The following is an 18418-nucleotide window of genomic DNA, read 5'->3' as shown; positions in this document are numbered from 1 at the left end:
GATGACGTCGCTTTATTGGCCCTATTGGTTGGCCCACTACTACAGCTTCCTGGAGATCTCGACCATCGTGGTCGCGGTGCTGATCCTGATCTCCAGCCTGGACGATCTGTTCATCGACCTGTGGTACTGGTCTCGTCGCCTGTTTCGCAAGTTCACCGTGGACCGAAAATATCGGCCACTGACCGCCGAGCAATTGATGGCCCGGGACGAACAGCCCCTGGCAATCATGGTCCCGGCCTGGCTGGAATACGACGTCATCGCGCCGATGATCGAGAACATGGTGTCGACCCTGGATTACCAGAACTATGTGGTCTTCGTCGGCACCTACATCAACGACCAGCGCACCATTGATGAAGTGGAGCGCATGCGTCGGCGCTACAAGCAACTGCACCGCGTAGAAGTCCCGCATGCCGGCCCGACCTGCAAGGCCGACTGCCTGAACTGGGTGATCCAGGCGATCTTCCTGCACGAGAAAACCCACGGCATGACCTTCGCCGGCGTCGTGCTGCACGACAGCGAAGACGTGCTGCACCCTATGGAACTGCGCCTGTTCAATTACTTGCTGCCGCGCAAGGACATGATCCAGTTGCCCGTGGTGTCGCTCGAGCGCAACTGGTACGAATGGGTGGCCGGCACCTACATGGACGAATTCGCCGAATGGCACGGCAAGGATCTGGTGGTGCGTGAAAGCATGACCGATACCGTGCCGTCCGCCGGGGTCGGCACCTGTTTCTCCCATCGCGCCCTGCGAGTGCTGGCCGGGGAAACCCAGAACCAGCCATTCAACACCGACAGCCTCACCGAGGACTACGACGTTGGTGCGCGCCTGGCCAAGGTTGGCATGAACGCGATTTTCGTGCGCTTCCCGGTGCAGTTTCGCGTGCTGCGCAAATCCTGGTTTCGCAAGCCTTACGAATCGACCCTGAGGATGCCGTTGTGCGTGCGGGAATTCTTTCCCGATACCTTCCGCACCGCGTTCCGCCAGAAAGCTCGCTGGACGCTGGGCATCGGCCTGCAAGGCTGGGAACAGATGGGCTGGAACGGTTCGCTGGCCAACCGGTATCTGCTGTTTCGTGACCGCAAAGGTGTAGTGACGGCGTTCGTCAGCATCATCGCCTACGTGATTCTGGTGCAACTGCTGGGCCTGATCATCCTGCGCCAGAGCGGCCTGTGGGACATGAGTTTCCCGACGCCGTTCGAAACCAACGGCTTCATCCAATACCTGCTGCTGGCCAACGGTATCGCGCTGGTCTGGCGTATTGCCCACCGCTGTTATTTCACCACCGTGCTGTACGGCTGGCAGCATGGCTTGCTGTCGATCCCGCGCATGGTGGTCGGCAACTTCGTCAACTTCATGGCCGCGTCACGGGCCTGGCGCATGTTCCTGGTCGGCAAGGTGCTGAACCGCAAACTGGTGTGGGACAAGACCATGCACGACTTCCCGTCCACCGACCTGGTCGCGGCCGCACCGCGCAAACTGGGCAGCGTGTTGCTGTCCTGGCAGGCGATCAACGAAACCGACCTGCAAAGTGCCCTCACCGAACAGAAAACCCGGCACATGCCATTAGGGCGGATTTTGCTCAGCAACGGCTGGCTGGACGACGAGACGCTGGCGGAAGCCATCGCCTTCCAGAACGACTTGCCGCGGGTGTTCGATGTGGCCGCCAAGGCGCAGGATTCGAATCAGACGCTGGACGATGAATTCGCCCTGCGCTGGCGTGTGGTGCCGCTTGGCTTGAATGCCGACGGTCGTGCACAAGTGGCTGTGGCCAGCCCGCTGTCCGCCGAAGGTCTGCAACAGGTCAGCGATGAACTGGGCAGCGAACCGGTGCAGCTGATTGCCCGGGAAAGCGAAATCGTCGCGCAGTTGCGTCAACTGAATGTGCGTGAAGGCCAGTCCGTACCGGATGCCCGTGCGCCGCTGTTGGGCGACCTGTTGATCGAAATGGGCCTGCTCGATCGCGAGGTGTTCAGCCAGGTCATGTTGAAGTACCGCCCGCAGCACCACGGACGCATCGGCGACTATCTGGTCGACAGCGGTGTGCTGCCCCGCTCCACCATCGAGAAGGCCGTGGCCCGTCAGCACAGCCACTACCCCGCGGAGCTTCTGGTATGAATCGCCCCTTCCTGACCCTCATGGCCACGGGGCTGAGCCTGCTGCCCGCGTTTGTGCACGGCGAAACACTGCCGCTGCCGTTGACCGGTCCGGCGTATGTCACCGCTAACGAGGCCTACAGTGCCTACGAACGAAAAGACTACGACCTGGCCATCGCCAAGGCTCGCGAAGCCTTGCGTCAGCGCGCCGATATCATCCGCTTGAATACGTTGATTGCTCTGGCTCAGCGCGACAAGGAATTGCGTGATCATCCCAAGCGCTATCCACAGTCTCGCCAGGCTCCAGGCTTCGGCGCTGCCGCCCAGGCCTTCAAGGCCTATGATCGCGATGACTTCGGCGCTGCGACTTTGGCGGCACGCAAAGCCATCGCTCAGGCACCCAAGCGCATGGATTATCGACTGCTGCTGATCGAGTCCTTGCAGCGCCAGCAACATCTTCAAGAGGCAGATCAGGCCACCACTCAGGCGTTGGCCGTGTTTCCGGACGACGACACGTTACTGATGCGCCGCGAAGCGATTCGTCGGCAACTGGCCGCGCCACTGGCGGTTGCGGGGTATCGCGCCCTGGAGCAAGGCCATGTGCCGCTGGTCGTAGACCAGGCCCGAAAAGCCGTGGCCTGGGCGCCGGAAATCGGCGCCAATCAGCAACTGCTGATCAGTGCCCTACTTGCTGCCAAGGATTATCGAGGGGCCGAGCTGGCCGCATCAGGCGCCTTGGCCCAGGACGATGGGGAAATCGCACCGTGGATTCTGCGCAGTTATGCCCTTGATCGACAGGGCAAAACTCAAGCGGCCCAGGCGGACCTGAATCACGCCTTGGCCATCGAGGGTCTTCTGGAGTCGGAAACCCGCGACATACGCTTCTTCGCCGCCGACGCCGCATTGGCCCATGGCGAGCCGCAACAGGCGCTCGATCATCTGCAGCCACTGGCCGACGATGAAGACGGCGAAGTAGCCCGCCGACGCACCACCGCCCGCATGGCGCTGCGGCAGAAAAACAACGGGGCGAAAGCTGTGGCTCACTTTCCGGCTCCGGCCTTGAACTGTCAGGCAACCGCTTTCGGCCTGGTCTGTGATATTTGGCCCGGCAATCAACGCGATGGTGGAACCGACATGGCCACCCAGGCCTACGCGGCCCTGGCCCGCAAGGACGCCGCAACAGCGGTTGCCCTGGCGCAACAAGCCATCGACCGCGCGCCGCAAAATCCTGCTTACCGACGCCTGTTGGTCAGCGCCCTGAGCGAGCAAAAACGCGTACCCGAAGCCATTGCGGCGGCCAGTGAAGGCCTCAAGGTCACGGGCGACGACGCCCGGCTGCTGGCCCAGCGTGGACGTCTGCGTCAGCAATCGGGCGATGATGCCGGGGCGCGCAAGGATTTCACCCAGGCCCTGGCTCTGGGCAGCCTGCCCGCGTACGAAGAGGCCAGCCTGTATGCCGCCATTGGTCAGCGCCGGACCGCGCGCGAACGGTTGCAACAAGCGCGGGACAGCGGTGAACTGGAGTCGATGAGCGATTTGCAAATCGCATATTTGTCGGTCCAGGCCGGAGATGATGACGGCGCCCTGGGGTCGTTCCGCAAGGCCGATGCCGATACCCGGCTCACGCCGCCGGCCACTCAGGATGCGGCCTACACCGCGATGCGCGCTAACGAAGACGAGCAAGCCGTCGGTTACTTCGAGCGCGTCATTGATGCGCAACACGCCGGTGAAATGGACATGCCCGCGCAGCAGCTGTTCGACACCCGCCGCGCGGTGGGCGATGTGTCGCGCAGAATCGGCTTGACCAGTACCACCAGTTATCGCGGTAACAATTCCAGCAGTGGCCTGAGTTCTGCGCCAAGTAGCGGCAGTAGCAGCAATGACAGCCTGCAAAACAGCACCGAGCTGTCCTGGCGCCCGCTGGGCTATCGCAACGCACGTTTTGTCGAACTCTACGGCCGCGTCACCGACACGTTGTGGAGCAAGGACGGCGATTCGGACACCGGCTTCGATGCGCTACAAGGCGCCGTGGGTGCGCGGGTCAAACCCTTCTCGTCGCTGAACGTGATGGCCGCCGTCGAACGCACATTCCCCTTGGGATCGTCGGACGTCGATGGTGACTGGCTGGTGCGCCTGGGTTATGGCTCAAGCGTCGGCACCGATCTGCGGGTCGATGCTTCCAGTTGGTGGACCTCACAGCTGTTCGCTGAAGCCGGTCATTACATCAACGATTCGCGGGACTACTTCAACAGTGAATGGCAGGTCGGTCGCAGCTACGCGATCGGCGGCGCTGGCTCGCGCTGGGTGAGTTTCCCTCATGTTGTCGCCGCGTTCGACTACGACTCCAAAATGAACAGCGGGACCAATGCCGACGGCAGCACCGAATCGTCATCCGGCAAGGCCGGGGGGGTTGGCGTCGGTAATAACGTCCGTTACTGGTTCCGCGAAGACGCGTACAACGCGCCCCGCTCCTACGTGGATTTTTCCCTGCAGTACCGCGTGAAGGTACTGGGCGATGACCGCGCGCAGGGCGTATTCGGTCGCCTGACTTATTCCTATTGAGGACTTGCATGAACGTTCGAATCTGTTTGTGGCTGGGCCTTGGCCTGCTCCCGTCGTGGGCCCAGGCCGCCCCCGAAATCGCCCAGCTGTACGCGCCAAAATTGCCCGAGGGTTCGGCTTGGGTGCGGGTGGTCAATCCGTTCGACACCGCGATGCAAGTCCAGTTGGGCCAAGGCGCCAGTTTTGCCCTGTCCGCCCGGAGCGAGGTGGCCAGCCCCTTCCAGATCGTGGACTCACGTCAGCCGCTGCAACTGACCATTAATGGCCGCGAGATAAAGGGCCTGAACGCCCCGAAAAGTGCGTGGGTGACGCTGATCCTCGACAAAGATCCGGCATTCGCGCCACGCCTGGTCATCGATCCGCCGTTGCGTGGCAAAGACCTGCGCGCCGAACTCAACCTCTACAACCTGAGCAGCGGTTGTGAAAAGGCCAATGTCCAACTGGCCAATGGCGCCACGGTATTCAACCAGGTGCCGTTCAACGGACAGGCCCAGCGCACAATCAACCCGGTGCAGGCGACGCTGGTTGCCAGCTGCAATGAAAGCGCCAGCCTGCCGATGAAGCTGGCGCCCTTCAAGGCGGGCGATCGCTACAGCCTGTTTCTGATCGGCTCTCGCCATGCTCCGCGCTTGATTGGCCTTGTCGACCAGAGCGCGCCATGAACCCTGCATTCCACTCCCATCGTTTTATCCGCCGATTGTCGATGTCCACCCTGATCACCGGCCTGCTGTCAGGCCTGTTGAGCACCGGCGTGCAAGCGGCCTCGGCGGTGATCACCGGCGACAACGGCTGGCTGTTCCCGGCCTGGGAAAGCCTGAGCAAGATCGACAACCCCGGTACTGCACGCAGTATTGCGTTGGTGAAACAACTTCAGCGGCAACTGGAGCGCAAACACATCGGGCTGATCGTGCTGGTAGTGCCGATGAAAGCGCCGTTCTACGCCCAACGTCTGCCCGCTGATCAGCCACTGAGTCCAGCCGTGACGCAGCGCTATGAACAGGTGCAGAACGACCTGACTCGAGCGGGCCTGACCACACTGAACATCAAGCCGATTCTGCAACGAACCGAACAAGGCAAACAGACCGCGTTTTATCGCGCCGACTACCACTGGACCGCCTGGAGCGCCGAAAACACCGCCGACGCCACGGCGAAGCTGATGACCGAGCGTTACCGCCTGCAAGGCGATCCCGGTGGTGGCGCCGCGCTGGGCCAGTGGTTCGACCGCCGCGCATTCGGCGATCTGGCGAGCAACTTCCTGCCGGCGGTGAAGCGCAAGGCGATTGGTCGCGACATCTACACCGTTCGCCATCAGGCTGAAAACGACTTGCTGATCGATGACGCGCCGGCACCGGTTCAAGTCATCGGTAACAGTTTTGTCCAGCCTTATCTCGGCTTTACGCAGAAGCTCTCCAATGCGCTGGACCGCCCCGTCGCGCTGACCTGGAATCCCGGCGACGTCGGCCCATGGGCTACGCTGCTGCAATATCTGGAATCGGCGGACTTTGCCCAACATCCGCCGCAAGTGATCGTCTGGCAATTCAATGAAGGCCAGTTCCATCTCGGCCCTGACGCCGCAGGCAACTGGAACGCCAAGGGCGTCACCTCGCTGAGCCAATGGCATCAGCGCATCAACAAGGCACTTCCGTGAACATTTTCGGCTACACCGTCAGTCGAGCCTCCCTTGCCGGTGTTTTGTTTGCCGTCACCCTCGCAGCAGGGACCGGCACGCTCTACATGACGAACAAGTCTCTGGACCCAGGCATCGTCGGCATCGTCTGGCAGCCGGACAACAAGACGGTCGGCATCAACGGTCACTGGGAAAAACTCGGCGCTCGCGAACTGCTGGTGCAATGGACGGTCGTCGACGATCAAGCGTTCATTGCCGGCACCGGCCTGCCCAGCGTGCCGGTCCTGCCCGATTGGGCACGCATCGCCAAGGCGCCCTGGGCGCAGGATGTGATCCTCGGGCTGGCGGGTTACTTCAGCGAAAATCGCTCGCGCGACAACATCGAGCAATTGGCCAAGGTGTCGGAGCGCATTGCCAAACTGCCGACGCCGTTACATGTCACCGGCTGGTACTTCCCCGCCGAAGTCGACCCCAGCTGGACCCGCGCCAAAGAGTTGCCCGCCCTGCTCGCCAAGCTGCCGCGACCGTTGTGGATCAGCGTGTATGACGGCGCCAACATCGGCCCCGCCGCCACCGCCGACTGGCTCAAACAGTGGCTGCCGAATGACATTGGCGTGTTCTTCCAGGACGGCGTCGGTGTCTACGCCCGCACCGCACCGGTCGCCCGAACCTACGCCGATGCCTTGCGCAAACGCCTGGGCAAAGATCGTGTGCGAATCATCGCCGAAGCCTTCCGCCCCAACTTCGGTGGCGGATTCCGCTCTGCCACCGCCGCCGAGCTCAAAACGCAATTGGCGGCCTATGACGGTTACCCGCTCTACCTGTTCGACGGACCGCACTACGTGACGCCTGAGTTGGTGGAGCAATTGGGGCGATAACGCTTTCGGCCAAAAGCCGCCGTTGCCGATAGAGTGACAGCGCAGTTTGTTTCGAGTGAGACCTGGCTCAGTTTCACAACGACACGCTGGGAGCTTTGGAGAAATGGAGCCACACTTTAAAACCAGCGTCGATGAAATTACTCAGCCATGATCGCCTGATACTGCTTCTGGTACTCGGCATAGGGGAGGTTTGGATCCATCAATGCTTTGACGCGTGCGTCTTTGTACTGAGCAGGGGTCAGCATTCCAACCGGAACGGAGGTCAGCGTAGAAGCTGTGGTCTGGTTAGCTGGCGTGATGTTCCCGATGCATTGATATTTGACGATCATCTGACCAGCAGTGCAGTTGCCCCATCCATCGCGAACCTGGCAATTCTGGGCTTGCTCACCGAAAGGTTCGGCGCGGTTGTAAACCCCAAACCGCACATTTATATGGGGGTTGGTTTTCGCAAGTGGGGTTTGATGGTTATGTGCTCATGGAAAAGAGATTTCAGTGGGGCAGTACGAAAGGCTTCGTACATCCTCTAGAATACTGGCCTTTTCTTACATCGTGGATTTGATCTAATGGCGTCGAACATCTCTTTTTCACACTTGTTTCGTGTGAATTTACGCCGCCTGATCCTGTCCCTTGCCATTCTCAGTGCCCTGATCACCCTGGCCAACACGTTCTACGCTAGCTATCGCGTCCAGCGTCAATTGTTGATCGACAATACGCTGGAGAGCAATCGCGTTTATGCAAACAAGCTGGCCGACAGTGTTGATCAATTTCTGCGGTCAACACATCAACAACTTGCCTACAGCGCCGGCCTGATGGCCAAAAATTTCGGGGATGTATCCCTGCTGCTGACTGAGGCCGAACGTCTGCGCCTGCAGACGAACAGTTTCAACTCTGTGGTGTTTGTAGATGCTAACGGCTGGGTACTGGCTACCTCGCCAGATACCCTTGAGATTCGCGGGAAAAAGATGGAGTCGCCTGGTGCCATCGAGGCCTTGCGCGAGCGGAGGCCGCTGATCAGTCGCCCGTATGTCTCGGTAGCAGGCAACCTGTTGGTAGTCATTTCGTACCCTGTTATCGACAGTGCTGGGCAATACCTGGGCTATATCGGCGGTACCGTCTACCTGAAGCAAAAAAGCATCCTCAACAACCTGCTCGGTGAACATTACTATCGCGATGGCTCCTATCTGTATGTAGTCGATCAGAACAGGCGCTTGTTGTATCACCCAAACCCTGCTCGGGTGGGTGAAGAAGTTGGAAAGAACCCGGTGATCGATGCGCTAATCAGTGGCGACACGGGCGTTATGCGCCTGCACAACAGTGAGGGCGTCGATATGTTGGCTGGCTATGCCGTGGTGCCGTTGACTCGCTGGGGGATCGTAGCGCAGCGACCCACAGAGGCCAGTCTGGCTTCGCTGAATGAGTTAATGTTCAGCGTGCTGCGCAATACCCTACCGCTGGCGCTACTGACCCTGCTGTTCATCTGGTGGTTCGCCCAGCTGATTTCCCGACCGCTGCGGCAACTGGCAGATAGTGCCCAGGATATGGATCAATCGGCCAATGCTGATCGAATCCAACATGTGCACTCCTGGTACTTCGAATCCTCCGAGATCAAGCGAGCGATGCTGGTTGGCTTCAATCTCCTGCATTACAAGATCAACAAACTTCGCCTGGATGTGCAGACCGATCCTTTGACTGGATTGCACAATCGCCGTGGCCTGGACCTGGCGCTAGACCTATTGCAGTCCCAGCAGCGGCCTTTCGCAGTAGTGTCGCTGGATATCGACCACTTCAAATCCGTCAACGATACTTACGGACATGATGTGGGTGATCAAGTGCTGCAGAGTCTGGCCCGGTTGATGCGCAACAGCTCGCGGGATGACGATGTACTCTGTCGGGTGGGGGGCGAGGAGTTTCTCATCCTGCTGCCTGACGTTGCTCCCGAGATCGCCGAGCAGGTTGCCGAGCGTCTGCGACGACAGGTCGAGCAGTTGCTGATTGAGCCCGTCGGGCAGATCACCATTTCCGTAGGTGTTGCCCACTGGTTGCAGCATGTTGATGAAGTCGGAGCTGTTCTCAAGGCTGCCGACGAAATGCTGTACAAGGCCAAGCGGACCGGCCGCAATCGGGTGATGGTCGCTGAAAAACTGGCCTGAATGCGGCGTGTGGGAACAAGCTGCTGTTGCCAGCTTGGCCGCCGGTTTTCCGGTGACATCGATGCCCATGCCGCAACCTGAGCTTATGAAATCCCAAACAACAAAAAACCCGCGGGCTTTTTTGCCTGTACGCCAGGCGCTGAATTGGACTGATTGAGCATTGAGCAGGCTTGATCTGGATCGACATCAAGGGATCATCGAGCGCGAAAAGCGAGCAGCGTTTCGATGACCTGCCGCAGCGCCTCCTCCACCTGCTCCAGCGAGGTGGGGTTATCATCAACTCGGCGCGCCTATCAGGCCGACCTGGAAGACTTCTGCAGTTTTGTCGGACTCACGGCCGCTAATGAGTTTCGCGTCGTCACCCGTTTGCATTCGACCTGAGCTACCATTTGCATCGGATATGACCAACTCGAGTCTTGGCATGACCGGCAGAGAACGGCCGATTCTGTTGAAAAAGTCGGTCTGCCCAAACTGCCTGATCATTAAATGGTGAAAACGCCTTTTTTGCACGCTGCTACGTGAAATCCGAGTCCGGAAGCCTCTGCCAAAAGTAAAGATTTCAATCTCGGACGCGTACTTTTCTGACGCGCAAACCATGGCCGACTTTTTCAACAGAATCGGCCAAAAGCAGTCACTCGCAACGAGGAACAATCCGCCTGAAGCAGTCGCTCGACACTGCATCTGATCACCGCTTAAAGTGCCGTCCCCTCGTCAGTGGATCGCCGCCAAAAATGACTGATATCTTCTTGGGCAGTTGCCTTTGCGGTGCCGTCCAATACCAACTCCGGTCACGCCCCAAAGCAGTTTCTCACTGCCATTGCAGCCAATGCCGCAAAAGCCATGGAGCAGCATTTGCGAGCTACGGCAGTGTTTTGCGTGGCGACTTTGATCTTGTACAGGGTAACGATGACATCCGGTCTTACCCGTCCTCTGAATCTGTCGAGCGCCAGTTTTGCACGCGCTGCGGTTCGTCGCTCTTCTGGTCAAATCGCCAGGGCGAATACTCCGATTGGATCTCCATAGCCCTCGGTACGCTGGACACGCCCTTTACTTGCGAGAAACAGAAGCATGTCGAGGTGACGTCCAAAGCGCCATGGCATGAAATTCAGGATCACTGGCCAAAGTCTCGATAACCCTTCTCATGCTGATTGTCTGCGCCAGGTGCCGGGTGATGTGCCGAACTGGCGTTTGAATGCGCGACTGAACGCGGCTTCGGACTCGTAGCCAACAGCAAAGCCGATTTGCGCCACATTACCGCGACCTTCGCGCAAGTGTTGAGCCGCCACGTGCATACGCCAGAGCGTCAGGTATTGCATCGGAGGCTGTCCGACCAATGCCGTGAATCGCTGCGCAAATACCGAGCGCGACATACCGACTTCAAGTGCCAGGGCTTCTGCAGTCCAGCCCTCGGTTGGACGAGCATGGAGCAGTGCCAAAGCGCGCCCGATAGGTGGATCTCGCAAACCCGCCAGCCACCCGCGCCGCTCAGCCGGGAGGCTCGCGACATACTGGCTGACGGCTTCGACGAATAGCAGTTCGGATAGCTTGGCGATGACCGTTGTCGAGCCGACGCGCCCCGCCGCAATCTCACTGACAGCGAAACGGAATGAGCTTTCAATCCAGGCTCCCGAAGCCGTCGCGCGTACGTCTAATTTCAATAAAGATGGCAGCGACGAAAGCAATGGATTGAAGGGAATTTCAGAGCCGAGGAATCCACACAACAACTGCGTGACCTCGCCGCCCCCGCCGTATTTGATGCGTGAAATACCGCCGACTTCTGGCGGCTGAATAACATCGCGCGCCGGCATCGGCGCAATGCTCAGGTCGCTGCCAAAAGAATGCGCGTCATTGTGAGGAAGCAGAATGAGCTCGCCTGCCCGCACGTCGATAGTGGCACCACCATCGACTCGCAATTGCATGTGCCCCGCGGCGACAAAATGCGACGCAATGATATGTCGAGGTGCCGCCAGGAACGGTTTGCAATCGTCCACGGAAATTCTTCCGTTGATGCACCAGGGCGCAGTGAGTTCCGCCTCGAGGAAAACCCCTCCAGACAGCCGAATCACACGCAAGACATCAGAAAGCGCATCCAACAATTGCCAGCCCTCCTTTCCGGAGTCCGGAGCACGTAATCAGGCGGACCGGTCATTCTTCGCCTGAAAGGCGTGGCCTAGATTAGCACCAACGTGGACTCAGTGATCGCGGCTATCCCCGGACGCTTCACCCATGTTCATTGGCTCCGACGTTAACCGTAATTGCCTCATTCAAACTCGACCAGGAAAGCAGGAGATCGATATGAACACCATCGCTACCCTACCCGGCTCAGATTCGGGCAACGCCACCCGTTATGCTCAAATTGTCAAATCATCGAAGAAAGCGGAATGGCAGATCGATCGCGATTTGCTACAGGACCGGAGTTTCGACTTCTCGCGCAAATTCTTGCCCGACGGACTCTCGCGGATCGACCGCCTGACCTTTCTCGCCACGGACGAGGCGTGCCTGCTCAGCCAGATTCAGGGCCGAACCTATGCGTATATCTTCGGCCTGGTCGAGCGCTTTATCAGTGCCCAAATGCTCGATCAAGGTCGGGCCCATGTATTTGACGATCAGCTCGCACTCGAAGCGCTGGTGCGCTTTTCCAATGACGAGATCAAGCACCAGGAACTGTTCCGGCGCATAGAGGCGATGATGGGTTCGCAATTGCCAGCGGGATATCGTCAAGTTGCCGATCCAAACGATGTGGCGCGCGCGGTACTTGCGGCCAGCACCTGGTCGGTGCTGGCGCTGACCTGTCATATCGAACTGTTTGTTCAAACGCACTACGCAAAAAGCATCGCCCCGCGCGAGGAGTTGTGCCCACTGTTCAAGGATGTTTTCAAATTTCACTGGAAGGATGAAAGCCGGCACGTCGTACTCGATGAGCTGGAGTGGAAGGCGGAGCACGCGAAACTCACGCCAGCCGAGCGCGACCAGGCAGTGAACGATCTGATTGCGCTGGTGGCAGCCATCGACGCAATCCTGCAGGCGCAATCGGCATCCGATGCCGACTACTTTATTCGCAATGTTTCACGATCGTTCAGTGTTGATGAGACAGCGCAAATCAAAGCCTCCCTGCTAGGCGCCTACCGCTGGCAATACATTATCTCGGGCGTGCAGCATCCACACTTTGGCCGGCTGCTTACGCGCATGACAACACCCGCACAGATGTCCAGGATTCAGACCGCACTGGCCCCCATCATGAGCAACTGATCTACAGGGCACGACCGACCGCGCGTCGGCCGCGCGGCTGTGGAATGTCGTGCTGAAAATGACTTATTGAGGATGGCCGCCATGACGATTCCGATGTGGATGTTGCTTGGATTTGCGACCTGGACTTTGCTGCTGTTGATGGCAACCGTCGGGGTGTATCGCTGGGTCAGAATCCTGTTCTCGAATGTTCCGATTGCCTCTTTCCAAAACGATCAGCTCGAAGGCGAGGATTGGTATCGGCGCGGGACACGAGCACACGCGAACTGCGTGGAAAATCTGCCGGTCTTTGGCGCTATCGTGTTGGTGATTTCGGCCATTGGTGTCAACGGCCCTGCAGTGAACTACTTGTCCATACTCGTCCTGATCGCTCGCGTGTGCCAGTCGCTGGTTCACGTATCCCATGTGCAAACCGACAGGTTCGTGGCGGTTCGGTTTACCTTTTATTGCGTTCAGTTGGTCTGCTTTTTCGCGCTTGTTGTTATAGCTGCTTGTTACGGCGCATGAGTATCTTGGATAGGGGGATGAATCGAGGACTAGTCCTGCAAATCAACATTTCGCTCGGACGCGCTCCTGGCGAGTCAGTGGTTGAATTCGATGCAGTCAAGTCTTCGGCGCGACCAGCAGAAAACGGCCAAGTGCGGACATACACTCACAACACGGATCCCGCCCATAAGCGCGAATTGACGGCTACTTCGTAACAACCGCGTTGCCTAACGACTTTCGTAGATAGGCTGCCGACGCAGGACACAAATGCTTGAACTGGGCGGTTTGACTGATAGCGACCGGCGCATCATCCCTGTCCAAAGTTTCATAGCCATTGGCTGTAAAAAACCCGGTAGCGCTTTGAGTTAACAAGTGCAACCGAAGTGCACCCTGGGAGGCAGCATATCGTTCCAGCTCAGCCAGCACAGCTTTGCCCAGTCCTTTCCCACGATGCGAATCACAAACGACCAGTGAGCGAAGCAGCATGTCCTGATCAGAACCCTCCAGCCCGCCGTATGCGATCCATTTCCCGTCTATCTCAAAACGGAAAAACTGCCGACCCGGGTCGCTTACATCATCAAAGGGCAATGCTGCTTGACTCAGAGCCTCACGGAGCTGACTCATTCCGTTCGCCTCGATTTTAAACATGTGCATTATCAGCCCTTCCATAGCTCCCAAGGCCCTCAAGGCTAGCAGACTCAGCCGCCGCTCCACAGTGGCCTGATACAACCCGCCCGACGAAAAGTTCATACTTATTGCTTCATTTTTCGACGAATTGACTAGGCTCCTCCCATAGCCGCGCAATTGCGCGACTCCCGGCGAGGAATCCGTGATGCCTAGAGGCAAAGTCGGTTTTGAGTCAGGCAAGCGCAATCTGGCTGTGGCTGTAGCACTTGCATGTGCAATATTGATGGCACCGTAGATGAGCTCGTCGCTGGCGCATGCCGGGGCGTTCGATGACCTTACCAAGAGCGTGACTCAGAGCGTTTCCGACGCCGCGCGCAGGGGTGTCGACTCGGTCAGTGAGGGCATAGGCTCGGCGGTGAACAAGGCGACAGCGCCCACCGCCGAGGCGGCGCCTGCTTCCGGGGCAGCGGCTGTGCCCATTGGAGTGCCCGGTTCAGGTCCCTGTTACAGCACAAAATTCGTCGACCCAATCATCCACGTGACCGACACCTGTTCCTACCCGATATGGGTTTTGTGGAAATACAACCAGGAAAAAATTTGCAAGCAGACCAACGTCGATCCTGGCAAGTTCAAGCATTTCCCTGCCAAGATGGCGATTTTTGGCGTCTGCCGTAGCCAGACCAATATCAACGCCGCTACCGGCCGCTGCGAATGCGCCGCCGGCGATGAGGTGCCGAGATGAGCGCCGCCAGGGTGGCGATGCAAACTATTGGCCTGATCCTGCTGCTCGCCTCGACGCCGCTGCGCGCGGGCATGCTGGATGACATTACTCGCAACGTCAGCGATAGCGTGTCCAATGCCACACGCAAAGGCATCGACTCGCTGGGTCAGGGCATAAGCTCGGCTATCGACAAGGCGACCACGCCAGCGGCCGAAGCGACGCCCGCACCTGCAGCTGCCGAAGCAGCCAGCGCTCCGGTGGGCGCTACCGTACCGGGTTCGAATCAGTGCCTGAAGATCAACCCCAGAGGCGATGTCTCCGACTTTACCAACACCTGTGCCGTCCCCGTCTGGATCGTGTTCACCTGGCGCCCGCAAGACGGTTGCGTGCAGGACATTGTGGGGCCAGGCCAATCGAGGATCATGGCCACCGCTGCCAAAATCCATGGGGTGTGCCGCAACAAGACTTATCCGATCAAGGGCCCTGACCAATGCGGCTGCAAGGCCGGCGACTCGATCGCTGAAGCGGGCTCCACGCCGACGGCGGCTGCCGTAAAGGTTGGGCAGGACAAGCTTGCCAAAGGGATCGCGGACTTCCACACCCAGTGCGTGAACAGCAGCCTACTGAATGGACTGCACGAGTGCGAGTGTCTTACCGAGGGCTATCGGCAGCGGGCCACCCGCTCGGGTAGCACCATACTGTCCCTGAAGGACCAGAACGAGTTGTTGCAGACCTGTCCAGCCAGCCACGAGGTGACCAAGGCCTGGGTGTTCCAGTCTTGCGATGCCTTCATGCAGCACAAACGCTCCGATCACGTCGAATTCTGCAACTGCACTGGCGGCCATTTCGCGACCAAATTCCGCGCCAGCCCCCTCGCCGGTCTGCGCCAGATAGAAGCGCTGAGGAAGGAATCGATGCTGGCTTGCGGCCTGGCGGATAAATCCCACAACCTGCATTGACCCAGCCGTCACGCTCAGCCTCGGCCGCCCCCAAGCGGTCAGCCCTTAAAAGTAGACCAAGCGCGAGTAGGCGTATGGTTTGCCCCAATTTTGCCCAGTCACCATTGGCTCGCTGCCCCCCATATCCCAAATCTGCTTGGCTCAGCGGGACCCTCCCTTTCGCCTTGTAGCAAATTGTAAGCGACCTGGTTCTGGCTCCAGCTGCGGGCGTTGTCGCTGCTATGCTTGGGCTTTCTCGAAAGGAATCGACAGCATGCCAAGCGATTATTCGCTATCGGATGTACTGGAAAGGCTATCCGAAAACCAGCAAGCCCCGCCGGCCATATCAAACCTGAACCCAGGCCTATTTGCTTATTCACTAGCTATTGGTCTGGCAACAGCAGCAGTCGCAATTCAAAAGCGCTCACTCTTAACATACAGCCAAACCTGACAGGCGATGCAAGTCGCTCGCTCGGGTCGATTGACCACCCCTTAACCTGACTCTTATAAACTGAGGGATCACGGATGAACACGAATCAAATTTTGTGGCCAATCCTGGCGCAAATCCTCCTGACGCTGGTTATGTACATCGTACTTGGAATAAGAAAAGCCAAAGCAGTAACAGCAGGCACGGTTAACCGCCAGCAGACGGCAATAGATAACCGTATCTGGCCAGAGGAGGTCGTAAAAGTTTCCAACAATATAGCCAATCAGTTCGAGGGGCCGGTATTATTTTATATTTTATGCCTGATCATCTATAGCACCAACTCGGTAGGCCTCGCATTTTTGGCTTTAGCCTGGTTGTACGTATTGAGCCGCTACGCACACGCCTATGTTCATACAGGCTCAAATTCTTTGCCGTTGAGACTTCGGCTATTCCTAATTGGGTGTTTGGCTCTTTTAACCATGCTGTTTCTGCTTGCCTGGAAGCTGGCTTTTGGAGTGATTGCATAACATGGCAAGTTTGCGTTATAGCCGCTAGCTTTGCCTGCTCCAGAAACCGGACAACGCTGCCATATTTTTCACCATACACCAAGGATCACTACAATCAGGAGCCTCAATAAATACCATGAATCGAAAAATGCTTATACGCACTTCAATTCTCGCACTCCTGCTTATTATAGGTTTGGCCGTCAGCGTGATTGCCTATACACACTGGTCAATGCGTCAGTTGAGAACGTCATTACCATCACATCAAGAATTACTTGATTTGCTCACTCTAGAGAACGGCCCTACTTCCATAAGCTATATCACTACCGCGAGCTTACAGGATCAACTCCGTGGTGAGATTGTCTTTCCCGCCTTCGTGTTGCGCTGGGCTGATGGCCGCCGCTTCATAATTGATATGGGAATGGACGAGCAAGGCGCACAGAATTTTTTCAAAAAACTGGGGTGGCAGTATAAGAGTGACGGCATTCATCCTCACGGCTCCGTCGCGCAGCAATTAGGTGCAGAAATATCATCAGTTGCGGGGCTTGGCTTTACACATTTGCATGAGGACCATGTGCAGGGCGTGCAGAGCTTTTGTCGGCCAGACGCAAAAAAACTGCCGCTATTTCAAACAGCACAGCAGGCACATGAACATAACTATACGACTATGCCCGGTGAAGCTTTTGTTGAAAAAGCAGACTGTATTGAACCCCAGGTTTTGGCGGGCGATGGACCGCTTCATTCCGTCCCTGGTTTTCCAGGATTGGCAGCGATTCCAGTAGCGGGCCATAGCCCTGACAGTACCGTTTTCGTCGCAACGGTGGGAGGCAAGTTATGGATTATTGGAGGGGATATCAGTTGGCAACGTCAGTTAATGCTGGCTAATCAGCCCAAGCAGGTTTCGCTATTCCGCTCGCTTGTCATTCCTGAAGATGAGCAAAGATTCAGTGAGTTGCGCCAATGGCTTACCCAGCTTGACAGCAGTGATCTTGTTAATGTGCTGTTATGCCATGATGGTCCTGCTCTGCAAGCCTATGGCCCACCGGCATTTAAACTTGCCACTGAAAAATAGTTCTGGATATCTATCGTTCAATGCCGGTTCGATTGTGGCTTTTCCCGACGGGCAGCAATGGCCAATATCTGTGTTTCCTGATCAGAAGTCGGGTACCCTTCCCTAGAGCTCCAGGGTGCACCCGGGAGCGACTGTTCAATGAGGGAACATGCGTCAACAAAAGACTAACCACAGAATGTGGCCGTTCAAACCGATCCTGCTTATGTCCACACTCTATCTGCTGGCTCCGAGCGCCGTCACGGCACAGGATACGCACGAGACGATGATAATCATGGTCGAGGATGCGGCCGCTCCATGGTCAAAGCGTGACGGCACAGGTTACGCCAACGACATAGTGGTCGCCGCCTTCAAGGAAATGGCGGTTGAAGTTCAGCTCAAAGTCGTGCCCTACGCCCGCTGCAAGAAAATGGTGCTCAATGGCACGAGCGTGGCCTGCTTCAACATGAGTTGGCTACCCGAGTTCGAGGGCAAGATCAAACTGGCTTCGCAACCCATCTTCACCGTCAATAACGACATCTTCGAACCGATCAAAACCCCCTTGCCGAAACCTCGGGAAGGTACATGCACGTTGCCGCCCGGTACTGTAGTGGGCACCGTCAGAGGCTACGAATATTCACCTCAGGCTACAGCGCTACAGTCTGCCGGGGTGGTGTTCGAGAGCACCGACTCTGACGTGCAGAACCTTAAGAAACTCGCCGCCCGGCGCTTATCGGCCGCCATGATAGTGACCAATGACCTGGAAGCAAAAAAACAGAAGGCCAAACAGTCGGGCACAGAAGATGCCGTTCAATTTGCCTTCAATTGCGGAGTGGAAACCTCGACCATAGGCTTTAGTCTCACGCACCCGGACGGAATGCGGGCAATGAAAATGTATGACGAAGGCTATCGACGCATACAGGCCAACGGCGTGCTCACGCAAATTCATACGCGCTGGTTTCCCTCGCAGCCTTTGTGAAAGTCGAGATCAAAACACCTGACTTCCTGAAAGCCCCGACGACTACGTCAGCGACCCATTCGGTGCGCGTAGTCGACGTCTTCGTCAATGAACCCGACCGGTTGAATCCAAAGTCGAAATCGGTCAGTCCCA

At 57.7% G+C, this 18418-nt stretch carries 17 protein-coding genes; 14 read left to right on the top strand and 3 right to left on the bottom strand.

All coding sequences use genetic code 11. The annotated features are described in order from the left end of the window. The first annotated feature begins 1 nt into the window (after window position 1). From ACA073_RS11785 to ACA073_RS11765, 5 genes are read left to right on the top strand one after another with little or no spacing between them, the layout of a single operon-like run. A complete protein-coding gene (locus ACA073_RS11785; RefSeq protein WP_497403592.1) occupies window positions 2-2116 on the top strand; it encodes a glycosyl transferase family protein in 2115 nt (704 codons plus the stop codon). Continuing rightward, window positions 2113-4656, top strand: a complete 2544-nt coding sequence (locus ACA073_RS11780) for a bacteriophage N4 adsorption protein A (protein ID WP_497403590.1) — start codon at window positions 2113-2115, stop codon at window positions 4654-4656. The genes ACA073_RS11785 and ACA073_RS11780 overlap by 4 nt, the downstream gene beginning before the upstream one ends. An 8-nt stretch (window positions 4657-4664) precedes the next feature. Beyond that, entirely contained in the window at window positions 4665-5318 is a 654-nt protein-coding gene (locus ACA073_RS11775) for an alginate O-acetyltransferase AlgF (RefSeq protein WP_497403588.1), read from the top strand. After that, complete coding sequence (locus ACA073_RS11770; protein ID WP_497403586.1) at window positions 5315-6304, top strand: alginate O-acetyltransferase AlgX-related protein; 990 nt, start codon at window positions 5315-5317, stop codon at window positions 6302-6304. The genes ACA073_RS11775 and ACA073_RS11770 overlap by 4 nt, the downstream gene beginning before the upstream one ends. Further along, on the top strand, window positions 6301-7161 hold the full coding sequence (locus tag ACA073_RS11765; RefSeq protein ID WP_497403584.1) for an alpha-amylase family protein: 861 nt from the start codon (window positions 6301-6303) through the stop codon (window positions 7159-7161). Before ACA073_RS11770 ends, ACA073_RS11765 begins: the two co-directional genes overlap by 4 nt. A gap of 137 nt (window positions 7162-7298) precedes the next feature. Here ACA073_RS11765 and yecR read toward each other — a convergent pair whose 3' ends face one another. Further along, window positions 7299-7586, bottom strand: coding sequence for a YecR family lipoprotein (gene yecR, locus ACA073_RS11760; RefSeq protein ID WP_497403582.1), 288 nt, complete (start codon window positions 7584-7586; stop codon window positions 7299-7301). 138 nt (window positions 7587-7724) lie between these two features. Here yecR and ACA073_RS11755 point away from each other — a divergent pair, with 138 nt between their 5' ends. After that, window positions 7725-9311: a diguanylate cyclase gene (locus ACA073_RS11755; protein ID WP_497403581.1), complete on the top strand. Its 1587-nt coding sequence runs from the start codon at window positions 7725-7727 to the stop codon at window positions 9309-9311. A gap of 731 nt (window positions 9312-10042) precedes the next feature. Further along, the gene (locus tag ACA073_RS11750; RefSeq protein ID WP_497403579.1) at window positions 10043-10444 is read left to right on the top strand and encodes a GFA family protein; all 402 of its coding nucleotides are present in this window, start codon (window positions 10043-10045) and stop codon (window positions 10442-10444) included. Between the two features lie 6 nt (window positions 10445-10450). Here ACA073_RS11750 and ACA073_RS11745 read toward each other — a convergent pair whose 3' ends face one another. After that, on the bottom strand, window positions 10451-11407 hold the full coding sequence (locus ACA073_RS11745; RefSeq protein WP_497403577.1) for an AraC family transcriptional regulator: 957 nt from the start codon (window positions 11405-11407) through the stop codon (window positions 10451-10453). A gap of 199 nt (window positions 11408-11606) precedes the next feature. Between ACA073_RS11745 and ACA073_RS11740 the strand changes: the two genes are divergently transcribed. Next, a complete protein-coding gene (locus tag ACA073_RS11740) occupies window positions 11607-12560 on the top strand; it encodes a diiron oxygenase (RefSeq protein WP_497403575.1) in 954 nt (317 codons plus the stop codon). Window positions 12561-12641: 81 nt separating this feature from the next. Next, complete coding sequence (locus ACA073_RS11735) at window positions 12642-13064, top strand: MAPEG family protein (protein ID WP_497403573.1); 423 nt, start codon at window positions 12642-12644, stop codon at window positions 13062-13064. 183 nt (window positions 13065-13247) lie between these two features. Here ACA073_RS11735 and arsN2 read toward each other — a convergent pair whose 3' ends face one another. Then, window positions 13248-13697 carry an arsenic resistance N-acetyltransferase ArsN2 gene (gene arsN2 / locus ACA073_RS11730; RefSeq protein WP_497403571.1) on the bottom strand — a complete coding sequence of 150 codons (450 nt, stop codon included), beginning with the start codon at window positions 13695-13697 and terminating at the stop codon, window positions 13248-13250. Between the two features lie 268 nt (window positions 13698-13965). Between arsN2 and ACA073_RS11725 the strand changes: the two genes are divergently transcribed. From ACA073_RS11725 to ACA073_RS11705, 5 genes are all read left to right on the top strand, one after another. Continuing rightward, the gene (locus ACA073_RS11725) at window positions 13966-14412 is read left to right on the top strand and encodes a hypothetical protein (RefSeq protein ID WP_497403569.1); all 447 of its coding nucleotides are present in this window, start codon (window positions 13966-13968) and stop codon (window positions 14410-14412) included. Then, window positions 14409-15350 carry a hypothetical protein gene (locus tag ACA073_RS11720; protein WP_497403568.1) on the top strand — a complete coding sequence of 314 codons (942 nt, stop codon included), beginning with the start codon at window positions 14409-14411 and terminating at the stop codon, window positions 15348-15350. The genes ACA073_RS11725 and ACA073_RS11720 overlap by 4 nt, the downstream gene beginning before the upstream one ends. A 504-nt stretch (window positions 15351-15854) precedes the next feature. Then, window positions 15855-16283, top strand: a complete 429-nt coding sequence (locus tag ACA073_RS11715; protein ID WP_497403567.1) for an MAPEG family protein — start codon at window positions 15855-15857, stop codon at window positions 16281-16283. 115 nt (window positions 16284-16398) lie between these two features. Further along, entirely contained in the window at window positions 16399-17331 is a 933-nt protein-coding gene (locus ACA073_RS11710) for an MBL fold metallo-hydrolase (RefSeq protein WP_497403566.1), read from the top strand. A 148-nt stretch (window positions 17332-17479) separates the two neighbouring features. Continuing rightward, window positions 17480-18286 carry a substrate-binding periplasmic protein gene (locus tag ACA073_RS11705; protein WP_497403564.1) on the top strand — a complete coding sequence of 269 codons (807 nt, stop codon included), beginning with the start codon at window positions 17480-17482 and terminating at the stop codon, window positions 18284-18286. Window positions 18287-18418 lie beyond the last annotated feature (132 nt).

This window comes from Pseudomonas sp. LBUM1670, from assembly GCF_059695695.1.
The sequence above is the reverse complement of the archived record's forward strand: the minus strand, read 5'-3'. Positions and strand labels throughout refer to the sequence as shown.

What these genes read in the sequence shown, in the direction of transcription:
- ACA073_RS11785 (WP_497403592.1), top strand. Translation starts at nt 2, where the DNA reads ATGACGTCGCTTTATTGGCCCTATTGGTTGGCCCACTACTACAGCTTC.
- ACA073_RS11780 (WP_497403590.1), top strand. Translation starts at nt 2,113, where the DNA reads ATGAATCGCCCCTTCCTGACCCTCATGGCCACGGGGCTGAGCCTGCTG.
- ACA073_RS11775 (WP_497403588.1), top strand. Translation starts at nt 4,665, where the DNA reads ATGAACGTTCGAATCTGTTTGTGGCTGGGCCTTGGCCTGCTCCCGTCG.
- ACA073_RS11770 (WP_497403586.1), top strand. Translation starts at nt 5,315, where the DNA reads ATGAACCCTGCATTCCACTCCCATCGTTTTATCCGCCGATTGTCGATG.
- ACA073_RS11755 (WP_497403581.1), top strand. Translation starts at nt 7,725, where the DNA reads ATGGCGTCGAACATCTCTTTTTCACACTTGTTTCGTGTGAATTTACGC.
- ACA073_RS11750 (WP_497403579.1), top strand. Translation starts at nt 10,043, where the DNA reads ATGACTGATATCTTCTTGGGCAGTTGCCTTTGCGGTGCCGTCCAATAC.
- ACA073_RS11740 (WP_497403575.1), top strand. Translation starts at nt 11,607, where the DNA reads ATGAACACCATCGCTACCCTACCCGGCTCAGATTCGGGCAACGCCACC.
- ACA073_RS11735 (WP_497403573.1), top strand. Translation starts at nt 12,642, where the DNA reads ATGACGATTCCGATGTGGATGTTGCTTGGATTTGCGACCTGGACTTTG.
- arsN2 (WP_497403571.1), bottom strand. Translation starts at nt 13,697, where the DNA reads ATGCACATGTTTAAAATCGAGGCGAACGGAATGAGTCAGCTCCGTGAG.
- ACA073_RS11725 (WP_497403569.1), top strand. Translation starts at nt 13,966, where the DNA reads ATGAGCTCGTCGCTGGCGCATGCCGGGGCGTTCGATGACCTTACCAAG.
- ACA073_RS11720 (WP_497403568.1), top strand. Translation starts at nt 14,409, where the DNA reads ATGAGCGCCGCCAGGGTGGCGATGCAAACTATTGGCCTGATCCTGCTG.
- ACA073_RS11715 (WP_497403567.1), top strand. Translation starts at nt 15,855, where the DNA reads ATGAACACGAATCAAATTTTGTGGCCAATCCTGGCGCAAATCCTCCTG.
- ACA073_RS11710 (WP_497403566.1), top strand. Translation starts at nt 16,399, where the DNA reads ATGAATCGAAAAATGCTTATACGCACTTCAATTCTCGCACTCCTGCTT.
- ACA073_RS11705 (WP_497403564.1), top strand. Translation starts at nt 17,480, where the DNA reads ATGCGTCAACAAAAGACTAACCACAGAATGTGGCCGTTCAAACCGATC.